This window comes from Paenibacillus abyssi, from assembly GCF_014640295.1.
In the GTDB taxonomy this organism is placed as follows: domain Bacteria; phylum Bacillota; class Bacilli; order Paenibacillales; family Paenibacillaceae; genus Paenibacillus_D; species Paenibacillus_D abyssi.
In genome coordinates, this window is sequence record NZ_BMGR01000011.1 from 1 (window position 1) to 13841 (window position 13841).

Annotated in this window: 17 protein-coding genes; 11 read left to right on the plus strand and 6 right to left on the minus strand. The window is 45.6% G+C overall.

The features are described from left to right. The first annotated feature begins 381 nt into the window (after positions 1–381). On the plus strand, positions 382–615 hold the full coding sequence (locus tag IEW11_RS16330) for a hypothetical protein (RefSeq protein ID WP_188532143.1): 234 nt from the start codon (positions 382–384) through the stop codon (positions 613–615). A gap of 48 nt (positions 616–663) precedes the next feature. Further along, positions 664–1038, plus strand: a complete 375-nt coding sequence (locus IEW11_RS16335) for a hypothetical protein (protein WP_188532144.1) — start codon at positions 664–666, stop codon at positions 1036–1038. Between the two features lie 165 nt (positions 1039–1203). On the opposite strand, the gene IEW11_RS16340 is transcribed toward IEW11_RS16335, so the two are convergent. Next, positions 1204–1332: a DUF4023 domain-containing protein gene (locus tag IEW11_RS16340; RefSeq protein ID WP_188532145.1), complete on the minus strand. Its 129-nt coding sequence runs from the start codon at positions 1330–1332 to the stop codon at positions 1204–1206. A gap of 212 nt (positions 1333–1544) precedes the next feature. Between IEW11_RS16340 and IEW11_RS16345 the strand changes: the two genes are divergently transcribed. Next, positions 1545–2102 (plus strand): NUDIX hydrolase, encoded by a 558-nt coding sequence (locus IEW11_RS16345; protein ID WP_188532146.1) that lies wholly within the window; start codon positions 1545–1547, stop codon positions 2100–2102. 68 nt (positions 2103–2170) lie between these two features. Here the strand turns inward: IEW11_RS16345 and IEW11_RS16350 are convergent, their stop codons facing one another. Continuing rightward, complete coding sequence (locus IEW11_RS16350) at positions 2171–2776, minus strand: YitT family protein (RefSeq protein ID WP_188532147.1); 606 nt, start codon at positions 2774–2776, stop codon at positions 2171–2173. Between the two features lie 159 nt (positions 2777–2935). On the opposite strand from IEW11_RS16350, the gene IEW11_RS16355 reads away from it, so the two are divergent. After that, entirely contained in the window at positions 2936–3736 is an 801-nt protein-coding gene (locus IEW11_RS16355; RefSeq protein WP_188532148.1) for a polysaccharide deacetylase family protein, read from the plus strand. Positions 3737–3844: 108 nt separating this feature from the next. Further along, positions 3845–4774: a ribonuclease Z gene (gene rnz / locus IEW11_RS16360; RefSeq protein WP_188532149.1), complete on the plus strand. Its 930-nt coding sequence runs from the start codon at positions 3845–3847 to the stop codon at positions 4772–4774. Between the two features lie 37 nt (positions 4775–4811). Here the strand turns inward: rnz and IEW11_RS16365 are convergent, their stop codons facing one another. Then, a complete protein-coding gene (locus IEW11_RS16365) occupies positions 4812–5027 on the minus strand; it encodes a hypothetical protein (RefSeq protein WP_188532150.1) in 216 nt (71 codons plus the stop codon). Positions 5028–5154: 127 nt separating this feature from the next. On the opposite strand from IEW11_RS16365, the gene IEW11_RS16370 reads away from it, so the two are divergent. The 3 genes from IEW11_RS16370 (at position 5155) to IEW11_RS16380 (ending at position 5997) form a co-directional block, all read left to right on the plus strand. Continuing rightward, positions 5155–5415: a YqkE family protein gene (locus tag IEW11_RS16370; protein WP_188532151.1), complete on the plus strand. Its 261-nt coding sequence runs from the start codon at positions 5155–5157 to the stop codon at positions 5413–5415. A 125-nt stretch (positions 5416–5540) separates the two neighbouring features. Then, positions 5541–5771: a YczO family protein gene (locus IEW11_RS16375; RefSeq protein ID WP_188532152.1), complete on the plus strand. Its 231-nt coding sequence runs from the start codon at positions 5541–5543 to the stop codon at positions 5769–5771. A 22-nt stretch (positions 5772–5793) separates the two neighbouring features. Further along, a complete protein-coding gene (locus IEW11_RS16380; protein WP_188532153.1) occupies positions 5794–5997 on the plus strand; it encodes a hypothetical protein in 204 nt (67 codons plus the stop codon). Positions 5998–6051: 54 nt separating this feature from the next. Here IEW11_RS16380 and IEW11_RS16385 read toward each other — a convergent pair whose 3' ends face one another. Then, positions 6052–6990, minus strand: coding sequence for a coiled-coil domain-containing protein (locus tag IEW11_RS16385; RefSeq protein WP_188532154.1), 939 nt, complete (start codon positions 6988–6990; stop codon positions 6052–6054). 180 nt (positions 6991–7170) lie between these two features. Here IEW11_RS16385 and IEW11_RS16390 point away from each other — a divergent pair, with 180 nt between their 5' ends. Both IEW11_RS16390 and IEW11_RS16395 read left to right on the plus strand, forming a co-directional pair. Next, positions 7171–7800, plus strand: coding sequence for a guanylate kinase (locus IEW11_RS16390; protein ID WP_188532155.1), 630 nt, complete (start codon positions 7171–7173; stop codon positions 7798–7800). Positions 7801–7940: 140 nt separating this feature from the next. Then, complete coding sequence (locus IEW11_RS16395) at positions 7941–9416, plus strand: phospholipase D family protein (RefSeq protein ID WP_229725352.1); 1476 nt, start codon at positions 7941–7943, stop codon at positions 9414–9416. A gap of 11 nt (positions 9417–9427) precedes the next feature. Here IEW11_RS16395 and IEW11_RS16400 read toward each other — a convergent pair whose 3' ends face one another. Next, a complete protein-coding gene (locus IEW11_RS16400; RefSeq protein ID WP_188532156.1) occupies positions 9428–10204 on the minus strand; it encodes a YheC/YheD family protein in 777 nt (258 codons plus the stop codon). A gap of 29 nt (positions 10205–10233) precedes the next feature. After that, positions 10234–10992, minus strand: a complete 759-nt coding sequence (locus tag IEW11_RS16405; RefSeq protein ID WP_188532157.1) for a YheC/YheD family protein — start codon at positions 10990–10992, stop codon at positions 10234–10236. 313 nt (positions 10993–11305) lie between these two features. Between IEW11_RS16405 and IEW11_RS16410 the strand changes: the two genes are divergently transcribed. Further along, entirely contained in the window at positions 11306–13747 is a 2442-nt protein-coding gene (locus tag IEW11_RS16410; RefSeq protein WP_188532158.1) for a heavy metal translocating P-type ATPase, read from the plus strand. The last annotated feature ends 94 nt before the right edge of the window (positions 13748–13841 follow it).

Below are 13841 nucleotides of genomic sequence, written 5' to 3' on the forward strand. Positions count from 1 at the left end.
CGAATACTAATCGGTCGAGGGCTTATCCTAAACAACAGCAAGACAGCTAAGGTAATTCATGAATTTCGCATCCGGTTTTTAAGGTGTAAGTTATTTTATTTATAAAGCTTTCAGCTGATAGGCTGCAGCTTTAACCTGTTGAGGAACCCTCAGCAGGTTTTTTTAATGTTCTAGAGTATCAAGGGTCACTGCGAACTTCATGAAAACTTTCCCACAGTGAAATGCCGTGAAGTTTTTCGCATGCTGATACTATTACAGTTCGTGCAACAGAATCCAGAGGAATGACAAGGCTGCTTCTATTGTACTTTGTGCGTTGCCAAATACGATGATTTTTGTTGTTCATCATGGTAACAGTTAGCATGACGCAAAGAGTATAAGTCGATGTTGTTTTGTAAATCATTTAAATACGAATTGCCGACAGGTAAAGAACTTATATATAAGTGTGTGGTGAGAAACAAGAATAAGAAAAACGCTGCGAGGGATCGTCATGTAAAAGGCAATGAGTTAATTCAAGTGCAACTCGCAGATGTATACATGGCGGGTACAAGTGATGGTGTACAACAGCTCGGCAATCGAAAAATCAAGCTTGATCATGAAGAAAATAAACAAGCATAAAAAGTGCAGAGTATTGGGGAAGACGAAAACTTGTAAGTGGGGTGCATTATGGCTGAAAAAAATATTCTGGCTTTCTTTAACAGCCCGGAGCAAGCGGAACAGGCCTTATCCATAATGAAAAATCTAAGTTTGGTAGACAGCTCTATCGATCGATTTGATGGGTACCCCGGCGAAGGGAGCGACCATATTCAAAATCCGATTACGGGTAATTTTCAGGGTTTAGGGTATCTTACGCTGGGCGGCGATTTTCCTGACCGCGATGAAGGTATTCTCGCTGCAGCTAGTGTGAGTGCCAGTGGAATGAGCTCAGGCGGTTCTGACAACGAAACCACAGGAAAAGATATTCTCCTCACTGTTGTCGTTGAGGAAAAAGATTTTGAACAGGCTATGCAAATTGTACGTGATGCAGGCGCATTGGTTTAACCCAGTTTTTGCACTGACAATCTTCACTGAAATCCACTGAATTGGCTCAGTGGATTTTTGCATGCTATTTAAGGAAATGGTTGAAATTGGTCCAATGCGTTAAGAGTGTTTGTATAGACTTCGATTAGAATTTTTAAAAGGCTGCCGGCGGCAGCCTTTTAACGATTAAGGATTGTTGCTGTGCTGCTTCGTTGGAAGCTTGGCGGATGGCGTCCCCTTGCCTTGATGTTCGCGATTTTTTTGGTCCTTCATTTGCGTGTCCTTCACTTTATTAACAAATGCCTTGGTATCCATAAGCGGCCTCCTGTGATACAGTTTAAGTAAGCATGTTTTAGATTTCCACTTGCCAAGGAAGATTATTCAAGGTGAAATGGCTTGAAAATAATGGTTTCAGCTTGATCCAGGTGAGATAAAGGAATTTAAACGCAGGTTATCGAAATAGGTTTTGATGAAATATAATTAATTATCTTAGCTTTGACATTACATACAGACAGGGTGACGTATAAGTGGAAGCATTATTTTGCATTTCGTGCGGTTCGAAATTGGCGGTCAGAGAGGTGGACGGTTTTCCTAGGAAGGCATGTCCGCAATGCAGTTATGTGCACTGGGGCAATTACAGCGTAGGTGTTGGCGCACTCGTTCTAAGGGATAATAAAGTATTGCTCGTTCGCAGAGCTCAAGAGCCTGGGAAAGGTTATTGGACCAATCCCGGGGGATATATTGAACAGCTTGAGATGATTCACGAAACGGTCCGCAGAGAAGTGCTCGAGGAAGCCGGAATTGATGCGGATGTAAAAAGCATTGTTGCTGTAAGGGATCTGCCAAGATCCATCCATAATGTGTATATCGCTTTTTCTATGGAATATGTTGGCGGCGAACCAAAACCGGACGGCTTTGAAGTGGATGATGCCGGGTTTTTCAGTTTACAGGAGATGGAGACCATGAACGTAGCGAGCTTTACCAAATGGTTAGTTCATGTTGCACTTCAATCTCAGGATCCAGGTTTAATAGCGGATATGGAGCCAATCGTGTCGCTTGAAGGACATGGATTGTTCCGGGTGTAAGGATTTTGAAGATTCAGCTAATGCTGTGTTTAGTAATGTGAACCCAATCGCCATGGCGGTTGGGTTTTCTATGATGGTATGTTATGAGTGTGGTTGACCTTATGATTGTTCATTGTGAGCAGTGTGGTAACAAAGCCTACTGCGGTAACGGTTATTCCGGATAATATGATCTCATCTCGATTGAGAACAAACATGCCCCCACACAGGATTATGATATCCAGGGCAAAGATAAGAATGCCTACATTAATCTTGGTTTTGTGGCTGAACAAGTTCGCCAATAAATCGATCCCGTCCGTTGTAATGTTGCAATTTAACAATATGCCAACCCCAACTCCAATCAGCAGGCCGCCGATCAATGCGCTGTTTAAAGGGGAAAATAACGGCTGATTAGGGAGCACATCGAGGACGTTTAGTAAGCTTGTGATGATGATGATGCCAGTGAGGTTATACCAGATAAGTGACTTGTTGACGAACCACGTAAAGGTATAGATCGGTATACTTAACAAAAATATGGCTACCCCTGAGGGGATGGACGATACATAGCTGGTGAGCAAGCCTATGCCGATCATGCCGCCTTCAATAATTTGATAAGGCAATATAAAGAAATGAACTGCGGATGCGATAAGTATACTTCCGCCGCATACAGAAACGATTTTTCGTGATATTGGTTTCATTCCAACTCTCCAAATTATGTAGTCATGTCCATTGTATGCAGCTAAACAAGGAGTTATCTCAAAAAAATGATGCCGCCGAGCAGCGGCTTAAAGTTGTATTATAATGGAAGTTAGCGATATGATGTTAAAGAATGCTTATATACCCGGAGGTGTGATACATTGCCTAAAGTAACGATGACATTCCCGGAAGGGAAACATAAGGTGCTTACGATGAGTTATGATGATGGGAGGGCAGCCGATAGAAGGCTGGTTGATCTATTCAATAAGTATGGGATAAAAGCAACATTCCATATTAATTCAGGCATGCTCGGCGAGGGTGACCGGATTCCAAGCGAAGAATTGGAAGCGCTCTACCGGGGACACGAGGTATCTGCACATACATTGACTCATCCGACAATTGCACGCTGCCCTAATGAGCAAATTGTTTTTGAAATCGTGGAGGACAGAACAAATTTGGAGCGAATCGTCGGCTATCCGGTAAAGGGGTTATCTTATCCGAATGGTTCATTTAACAAACAGATTAAAGAAATGCTGCCTCATCTGGGCATTGAATACGCTAGATCGGTGGAAAGCCATGGAAGCTTTATGATGCCTGACGATTACATGGAATGGAGACCAACCTGCCATCATAAATCCAATCTGTTAAAGCTTGCTGAGGATTTTATCCGGCTTCATAAGAAACAATATCTCTATATGATGTATGTCTGGGGTCATAGCTATGAGTTTGATCTTGATCATAATTGGGAGCTCATGGAGCGTTTTTGTGAGTTGATAGGGATGCGGGAAGATATCTGGTTCGCGACAAATATTGAAATCATTCATTATATAAATGCCTTTGGGCGACTGCAGTTTTCCGCTTCGATGGCATTCGTCTACAATCCTTCCTTTGCTTCCGTATGGTTGGAAGTGGATGGAGCGGTTCGAGAAGTTAAAGGCGGTACGCAGGTGAGTCTGGTCTAGACCGAGCCAGCTTGCAGCTTTTATTTCATGCTTAAGAGGTTTATCCTGCTCTTGATCGGATAATAATCTTTGTATGACTTAACAACGATGAAAAAGAGGAGGCTTACCATGGAGTTAATCTTTCTAGGCACAGGGGCGGGTAGGCCTGTCAAGGAGCGAAATGTTTCGGCGATTGCCCTTCAGATTTCGCAATCCCGAAATTTCTGGCTGTTTGATTGCGGAGAGGGTACGCAGCATCAGCTTATGCGCACAGCATATAAATTAAGCAGGCTTGACAACGTGTTTATCACGCATATGCATGGCGATCACACATTCGGGCTTCCCGGACTTCTAAGCAGTCGTGCATTTCTTGGGGGAGAAGAACCACTGCAACTATTCGGTCCGCAAGGGATTCGTGAGTGGGTGGAGACAGCATTGAAGCTGACTGCTACGCGCATAACCTATGACATTCATATCCAGGAAATAGAAGAGGGCGTTATATTTGAGAATGAATATTATGCCGTAGAAGCGGCTAAGTTAAATCATCGAATCGAGAGCTTCGGCTATCGGGTGACGGAAAAGCCTAGGGTCGGACGATTAAAAGCAGAACTATTAAGCGCCATGGGAGTCGTATCGGGCCCGATGTGCGGAAAGCTAAAGAATGGCGAGGATATCGTGCTTCCGGATGGGAGAACGGTCAAAGCGGCGGAGGTTACCGAGCCAGCAGTTCCCGGGCGTGTCGTAACAATTCTCGGCGATACAAGTCCTTGTGACAATGCCCTGCTCATCTCGCGAGATGCGGATATACTTGTTCATGAAGCGACCTTTAATGCTTCGCTTCCAGAGAAAGCGTTGGAATACGGGCATTCCACAACGCTTCATGCAGCGGAGACCGCACAAAGGGCAGGGGCAAAGCAGCTCATTCTGACACATTTCAGCACCAGATACAGTGCAGAAGACCTCCCGCCGCTGGTTGATGAAGCGAAATCAATCTTTCCGTTCACAGCAGCCGCGTATGATATGATGGTTATGCCCATTAGACGAACGAAACCGGAATAAATAATCTAGCTGTGCTCATTCGAATGGTGAGATGTATCTACTTTTTTTTCATAGCAAAAAACTCACACGATTCTCTTTCATGATAGTTGATATCGCTGACACCGGATTGGGTCACAATCGTCGTGTCGTTAAAACGCGTAATCGTTCCGCCTGAATCGACGATTTGGTCATCTTTGAAGACACGTATGCGAGATTGGGCTTCCATAGCTTCATTAAAATCTTGGTCTGTTATTAATTTGCGGTTATGTGCCATTATTGTACTCCTTAGTATTCAGGGTTAGAGATTCATTGTAACATAACTCCCTTTACTGACAACAGCACGGAGTCAAGATATAATGGAAGGTAGGTATGAAAAGAGTACGAACTGAGGTGACACAAGGATGCCAAAGAAGAAAAGACCTGTGCAACCTTCGGGTGGGCCTAACCAGGACAAGCCGGCAACATTGAAGGATTTGTTGAATCCTGAAATTTTGAATAAACTGAAGGAACAATCGGAACAGCTTAAAACCGATGAAGCAAAACGCAAGGAAGAAGAGCGAAAACAGGCGGAGCACGCCCGCAAAGCAGAGGAGAAGAGACTTGAGCAGGATTTCTCCCACCTTCTTGAGAACAGCAAAATGGATTGGCGAAAATTCAAATAACCATTCCGGCCATGGCTGACATAGAGGATATCGAAGCCATGGTGAAGCCTCAGCCATAAGAAAATGTTTAGTCTTATCTTCTGAGGATTAATAACGTATAACCTAACCGAGGAGAGGTGGACGTTATGAATGAATGGGAGAAAACGCCGGATAAGGTTGAACAAACAGGAAAGCGGGACAATCCTGAACAATACCCCTCAGATAAGGAAAGCATGTCCGACCGTTATCTAAGCGAGCGGCATGTTGATCAAATTCCGATGGAAGATTTGAAGCTTGAGGCTGAGGAAGAAAGAAGAAAAACGGAAACGAAACATCATTCTTCGAGCGACAATAAATATAGGCCGTATGACAATTAGCTGATGTGATGGGGTTATGTAAATGAGCAAGCAGGAAGAGCATCAAAAGAAGGCGAAATGCACAATCCGACGTCAGGCTATTTTTATCCGATTGGATCACAATAAAGCGATTATCGACGTAGAAGGAAAGAGGATGGAAATTCCGGGCGACAAAATTGCAGCTGGAGTCAACCAAGGCGACGATCTGCTGTGGACGGGAAGTTTATGGGATTCTGCCAAGTTTTAATTCTCATCATTTGGGTTTATCCACAGCCGGGAGGGGAAGAAAATCCCCTCTTTTTTATGCGGTTTCTATGAGTGAGCTGGATATTCTGAGAACTTCATACAGCTCAGATTCCGCTTTGCGCTGCTGGGTATTCAGCTCCGCTACGATCCTGCGGACTTGTTCAAGCTTGCTGTTCACTTGTTCCAGTGATTCGGAAATGCGCCCTTGTACGATCCAATCTGATATAAGCCCATCAAAGAAGAAGTCGGCAAATGTAAGGAATCCTCCGATATCGATTTGAATAGAGAGATCCCGCTGCACATCCGTTAACTCTTTTTCAAAGCGTCGTAAGCTTCGTTGGGCGGAATGGATGGCGGAGCGCGCATCATCGATGCGTCCGTGTTTAATTGCTGTAGAAATCATGCCTCCGCCCAGCATATCCCAGGTGCCCCAGTCTTGCGCCGAGCCAAGTTGCTCTCGGGCATGCTCCAGGTCAATGACGACAGACTGTCCTGCACGAATGGCCTCGATTAATTCCTTATTATTCGTCTGAATCTCTGTCTCGCGATCGGTCAGCTCATTTAATTTTCCGGCGAGTTCGGGATGCCGTTCATGAATAAGCTGCTTTTTCTCAACCAGCAGCTGCTCCAAATCACTTTCCGAAGAACGGATTCCAGCGAGCATATATTCCAGATCTTCGATTTCCGATTCCAGATCCTGAACCGTTTCCTCAGCTTCTTCAAGCTTCAGCTTAACCAGAAGCACTTCTTCGGCTTCCTGTGAGATTTTTTCCTCTTTTTTTCCGATCATGTTATAAAATAAAGCACCTAATGTAAGTCTGCTAAGCCTTTCGACATCCCGCTCTTCCATAGCTAACTGCTGCTGCCATTGCTCCCGATTATGCTTTTCACGTTCTAATTCGTTCTTCAAATTTTCTAGCCGCTGCTCCCAGTTTGACTTATACCGTATATTTAGTTTCAATTGTGCTATCCGCTCATTCATATCTGTAAACAAAAAGCCACCTCCCAGTTTACTATACAGGTATAAACGTTAGTTCGGAATTGAAGGTTTCACTTATTTCTGATGAAGGAGGTGAAGATGCGCCATTGTAGGCGTTTTCAGTCTCTATTTTGTCTGATATACTAAAAGTATCAAAATGACATCTTGCAGATACGACATGGGAGGTTGATTCGCATGTGGAGTTGGTCAAGCAAGCGCCGCGAAACACCAGTACCTGTACATCAACCGGCGTTCCCTGCAAACCAGGCGGAAAAGGAAGCGGCAGTCATCGTCATCACCGGTTCCAGCGGGTCCGGACGGAAAAAGCTCGCCTATCAGCTTAGTAGAGAAACCGACATTCCCTACATCAGGCCTTATACGACAAGAGTAATCCGTCCGAATGAGAGAACAGGCATCCATTATCATTTTGTGACTGAAGAGCAATTTGATGGAATGCAGAAGAACGGCCAATTTTTTCAATCGGTACAGCTGGAGCGGGGGAAATATGGCATCGCATCATCTGATTTGATGGGAGCTATACAAGCTAAGCAGGCTGCTATTGTCGTCGTCAACCGTGAAGGCTCCTTAATGTTTAAGCGGCACTTCGGCGATCGTGCCGTTCGTATTTTCATTTATTCCACCAAAGAAGATGTCATCGTCCGAATGCAGCAGGAGCTGACGCCGTATGATGTGATTCAGGAATACCTCGATCATTTCACGGAAGAGGTCCATTTTAAACGTGAATGTGAGCATCGCGTACAAAATTCAGATCACATTGCAACGATTCAGAAGATCAAAGAAATAATAGGGATCATCAAACATTAATTCAATAGATTCTTATCTATTTAAAGACACTGTGCCGGCTTCGACGCAGTGTCTTTTTGCGTGGTTCAAGGGTATACCCGGCAGGGTAATAAAGTGACAGCATCGGTAGAGACGATAAGATGAATGAAGGGGGATGCTGCATGCCGAATCCAGTTCCGGTTATGCCTAAAAAAAAATGGATCCGCTATAGAAAATGGATCATCGTTGGCTTGGTGCTTATGCTGTTTCTGTCAACGATCCTGTTCCATACGAACAAAAAGCTTCCCGAAGGAATTTCGTACGAAAGTGATTGGTATCCGGCCCAAAACCTCGAATTTTTGTACAATATTTCATACGATAACGATGGAAAACGCGAATTCGAAGATCAGATCTATCAAGCCTGGTATCAAGCGATCGAAGAGGCAGAACGCTTCATCGTATTCGATATGTTTATGTTTACAACCTTTCACAACCAGGGACAGAGCTTTCCTGCTCTTAGCGAGCAGATTGTAAACCGATTAATCAGCCAGATGGAAAGGTATCCGCAGCTCAAGGTGATCCTTATTACGGATGAGATCAATACAACCTATGGCTCACATCCTTCGCCTGAGCTGGAACGCTTGAAGCAAGCCGGCGCGCAGATCGTGATGTCTGATTTGGACAAGCTCAGAGATTCTAATCCGCTCTATTCAGGGATGTGGAGGATGTTCTTCCAATGGTTTGGGCAGAAGGGGCCCGGTTGGATAAAAAATCCTTTTTCCGATATGGCACCGAAGGTGACAGTACGATCCTATCTGAAGCTTCTGAATGTCAAGGCAAACCATCGAAAGGTTCTAATAACGGAGAAAACCGGTATCATCGCTTCCGCGAACGTGCATGATGCAAGTGCCTATCACAGCAATATCGCTTTCCGATTCAGCGGTGATATACTTCGTGAAGTATGGCGTGCCGAGCAGGCTGTCATTCGGATGTCGGGCGGGACCGAGCTTTCAATCGATGAAAATGAGTTTTCTATTGAGGCGAAACAGTCTGATACGAATGACGAGGCTGCCGTGCGCGTATTGACAGAAGGACGCATTGGACAAAGGGTGATTGAGGCAATCGAGCAAGCTGAGCCGACGAACAGGCTATGGATTGGCATGTTCTACCTGGCGGATCGCAGTATCGTCAGAGCGCTGCTGGAAGCCTCGGAGCGCGGAACAGATGTCAGGCTTATTCTCGACCCTAATGATAATGCCTTTGGTCAACAAAAGAGCGGCTTGCCTAATAAACCGGTTGCCGCGGAGTTAAAACAGCGTTCCGGCGAGTCGATTGACATTCGTTGGTTCAATGCGGATCAGGACCAGTATCATACGAAGCTGCTGCTGTTAGAAGGCGAGAAGAACAGCGTTGTTATTGGAGGCTCAGCAAACTTTACCCGCCGCAATGTTGATGATCTGAATTTGGAGACGAATCTAATGGTATCAGCGCCGACGGATTCGATGTTCATCGAAGAGGTGAAAAGTTATTTTGAACGATTGTGGTCGAATCAGGATGGAGAATATACGCTGCCGTATGAGACAAAAGCTGAAAAGCTTCCTTTCTTAAAACAGACAGTATACACAATTCAGAATATACTCGGGTTTACGACTTTTTAACGAGCGGTTACTTAATCATCAAACCTGCCGTAGCTGCGTGCGAAGGAACGGATTCGCTTATAGGCGGAGAGGTCTACCTTTTTTAACGGAAAAAATTGCGGATGATTGGAGTTGACCTCAAGAATCCAGATTCGATGGTGGTTATCATAAGCAAAATCGATGCCCATTTCATACATGCCGCTTTTTTTTGCGCTCAGCACTCGTGAAACCGTTACTCCTTTATCGGATAGATGGCGGATCCGGGCTTTGCGACGATCTAAAGATAAGCCCATTTGTTTCAAAAGCGTGTCCATGGTAATCACTTTGCCGCCTTGATAATGGTTCGTTACGATTTTCTTTGGCCTTCCGACCTTAACCAATAATCCGGTACATGTCCAAGCGCCTTTCGGTTTACGTTGGACCATGACCCTGATATCGTACGGACGGCCATTTGTTTTAGCCAGAGAAATGCCTTGCTGTATGATCATTTTTTTCTGTATATGCGCGGCTAAATACTGAAACAGGGACGGCAAATTTGAAAAATGCTGCCGTTTCTGTTCTTTTTTTTGAATTGAAAATAAGTCATAACCAGTGGAAACGCGTATCAATTTGAAAATGCCAATGCCTTGGGAGCCGATATCCGGTTTAATGTAGAGCGATTTATATTTTTCAGACATTTTTGTCAGATTTTTATTGGAGAAGGAAACGGTATTTGGGACAAGCCGCTTCGTATCCGGATTGTCTAATAAGTATCGGCACACCCGGAGTTTTCCTTTCAACGAATTGCTGCGATACTTTTTTACATACATTTATCTCCCCCCCAGTAGACTAGGCCGAATTATTTAATTCTTCCGTAGGCTCGTGCATAACGGATCACTTTACGATACATGCTTTTATTAGGCAGTTGATTGAAAATATACGGATCAGGCCTTGTATTGACTTCCAGGATTTGCGGAAATACACTGCGGTCAATGCCGATATCGATACCGATTTCTTTGATGCCGCTGTACTTTCGCTGGAATTGCTCGGCAACCTGCAGTCCTAATTTGTTTAATCGCGTTTTAAACTGCTTGATCTGTGTAGGATTCAAATGGGGTTTTAGTAAGATATCAACAGACATAGGGGTACCGCCGCTGTGATAATTGGTTACGATTTTTTTGGGGTGTCCAAGACGGCCGATGATGCCTGTCGTTTCCCATTCCCCGAAAGGATTTCGCTGGACCATAACACGGATATCGAATCGTCTGCCCTTATACTTTAAAAGGGAGATACCTTTCTGGATCAGATATTCGCGTTTGCCGATTTCCTTGGCGATCGAATGATACATGGCATCGTACGTGTTAAAAACGTTGAGCCGCTCCCTGTGCTGGTAACGAAATCCGGTGCCGGTTTTCTCGATCCTCATCACGCCTTGGCCGAAGCTTCCCCGATTAGGCTTAACGTAAACCATGCCATATGTGTTCAGTAATGAGTACAGCGTTTTAGAATTAAATTTTTTTGTTGTCGGGATATAGGAATTAAATAACGGGTTCTTGCACAATAGCTGTGTTTTATGCCACTTGCTGGCCAGCCATTGGAGGGAAGTTTTTCTGTTCAAGGGCTGATTTCCTTTCTTTTAGATCATTATTTTCATAAGAAATTATAGAGGCATCGCATAGATCCATTGTATGAGCTATTACTGATGGCGGCACAGCGATAGCCTGCCCCGTCAACAATAACACCGGATATCAAATGTTGTGCTTGTCGATGTGGCCTAAAGCAGGTGTGAGAAGGAATGGGCAGCACCTCTTTTCAACATACATAAGGGGGGTATAGTAAAAATACTTGACTAAAATAGGGGAGGGGGGTATACTGGGATCAAGTTAAGAAATAATTTAACAGCGTTGACCCCTAGTAAGGAGTTGGGAATGATGGATACGAACAAGAGACAGGATGAGAAACAAACCACCTTGCAAATTACAGGCATGACCTGCGCCGCTTGTGCGAATCGAATTGAGAAAGGACTAGGCAAGCTTGATGGCGTGAGCTCGGCTAATGTTAACTTTGCACTTGAGAAGGCCAGTGTTTCGTATGATCCCGCTAAAGTGGATCTGCCCATATTGCAAAGCAGCATTGAAAAGTTAGGTTACGGAACCGTGAAAGAGGCAGTTGATTTCAACATCGAGGGAATGACATGTGCCGCTTGCGCTACAAGGATCGAGAAAGGGTTGAACAAACTTCCTGGCATCTCGAATGCAACCGTTAATCTCGCGATGGAAACGGCTCATGTTGAATATTCGCCAGGAGATGTCTCTGTTGCCGATATTCAAGCAAAGGTACATAACCTGGGATACAAAGCGACGCCGAAACAAGAAGAGAGCGGCGCTCAGAACCGCCGCGGGCTTGAATTGAAAAAACAGAAACAAAAATTGCTTTTATCCGGAATCCTTTCATTACCGTTGTTATGGGCGATGGTCGGTCATTTCTCCTTCACATCATGGATCTATATGCCGGAAATTTTTATGAACCCCTGGTTCCAGCTCATTCTCGCCACGCCTGTGCAATTCTATATCGGCAAGCAGTTTTATGTTGGTGCCTATAAAGCTCTTCGCAATAGGAGCGCAAATATGGATGTTCTCATCGCGTTAGGTACATCCGCCGCTTATTTCTACAGTTTGTATTTGTCAATCGTGTGGTATCTGGATGGAGCTTCAGCCCATCATGGCCCTGCGTTGTATTATGAAACCAGTGCCGTCTTAATTACGCTTGTCGTTATGGGAAAATTGTTCGAGACGCTTGCTAAAGGACGTACATCGGAAGCAATCAAATCGCTGATGGGACTGCAAGCCAAAACGGCACTTGTCATCCGGGATGGACAGGAAACGGTACTGCCGGTTGAGGAAGTGATCGTAGGGGATATCGTGCTTGTGCGTCCGGGTGAGAAGGTGCCGGTGGACGGTGTCGTACTGGAAGGCACTTCTGCGGTTGATGAATCGATGCTAACCGGGGAGAGTATTCCGCTTGAGAAGCGTCAGGGAGACCATGTAATCGGGGCTACGATTAATAAGAATGGCGTGCTGAAGATTCAAGCGTCGAAGGTGGGAAAAGAAACGGCTCTTGCGCAGATTATTAAAGTCGTCGAAGAAGCACAAGGCTCGAAGGCGCCGATCCAACGGGTAGCCGATGTCATCTCGGGGATATTCGTCCCGATTGTTGTAGGCGTTGCGATCGCTGCTTTTGCGGTGTGGTATTTCTTTATCACGCCGGGTGACTTTGCCGGATCGCTCGAAATCGCCATTGCGATTCTTGTTATCGCATGCCCATGCGCCCTTGGCTTAGCAACACCGACCTCCATAATGGCAGGCTCGGGCCGGGCGGCAGAGCTTGGCATTTTGTTCAAAGGGGGAGAGCACTTAGAGCTTACCCATAAGATCGATACGATTGTTCTCGATAAAACGGGTACCGTCACAAAAGGGAAGCCGGAGCTGACCGATGTGATTGCAGTAGGGGATGAGCTGCAGTTTCTGCGGCTAGTCGGCAGTGCGGAGAAAAATTCGGAGCACCCGCTGGCTGAAGCCATCGTAAAAGGGATTCAGAGTAAAGATATCTCCCTGGGAAATGCGGAAGAATTTGAAGCCCTCCCGGGTTATGGTATCCGTGCTGCGGTAGAAGGCCATGAACTGCTTATCGGTACGCGCCGGTTAATGGAGAAGTATGACATCGATGTGAAGGAAATTTATGACACGATGTCCTTGCTTGAAGAGGCGGGCAAAACAGCGATGCTGGTTGCTGTGAATAATGAGTATGCCGGTATGGTAGCTGTAGCCGATACGATCAAAGAAACCTCTGCCGCAGCAGTCAAACGCCTTAAGGATATGGGAATCGAAGTGATCATGATTACGGGCGACAACACACGCACTGCAAAGGCAATTGCCTCACAGGTTGGCATTGATCGCGTGTTAGCAGAAGTGCTGCCTGAAGGCAAAGCGGAAGAAGTGAAAAAACTGCAGGATCAGGGCAAGAAAGTAGCCATGGTCGGTGACGGCATTAATGACGCGCCGGCTCTGGCAACGGCCGACATCGGAATGGCGATCGGCACAGGTACCGACATAGCGATGGAAGCGGCAGACGTAACACTGATGCGCGGCGACCTGGCGAGCATTCCCGACGCAATCTATATGAGCCGGAGGACTATGGGCAATATCAGGCAGAATTTGTTCTGGGCGCTCGCCTACAATTCGCTTGGCATACCGGTAGCGGCTATCGGTTTGCTGGCGCCTTGGGTAGCAGGGGCGGCAATGGCATTAAGCTCGGTATCGGTCGTTTTGAACGCTTTGCGCCTGCAGCGCGTGAAAATTCGTAAAGCCATATAAAGCAAAAGTGACGGTTGGTGCGAGAAGCCAGCCGTTTTTTGCTGCTGCTGGTCAGGTATAGCTATACTTCCACCGCAAATCATGAGATAATAAA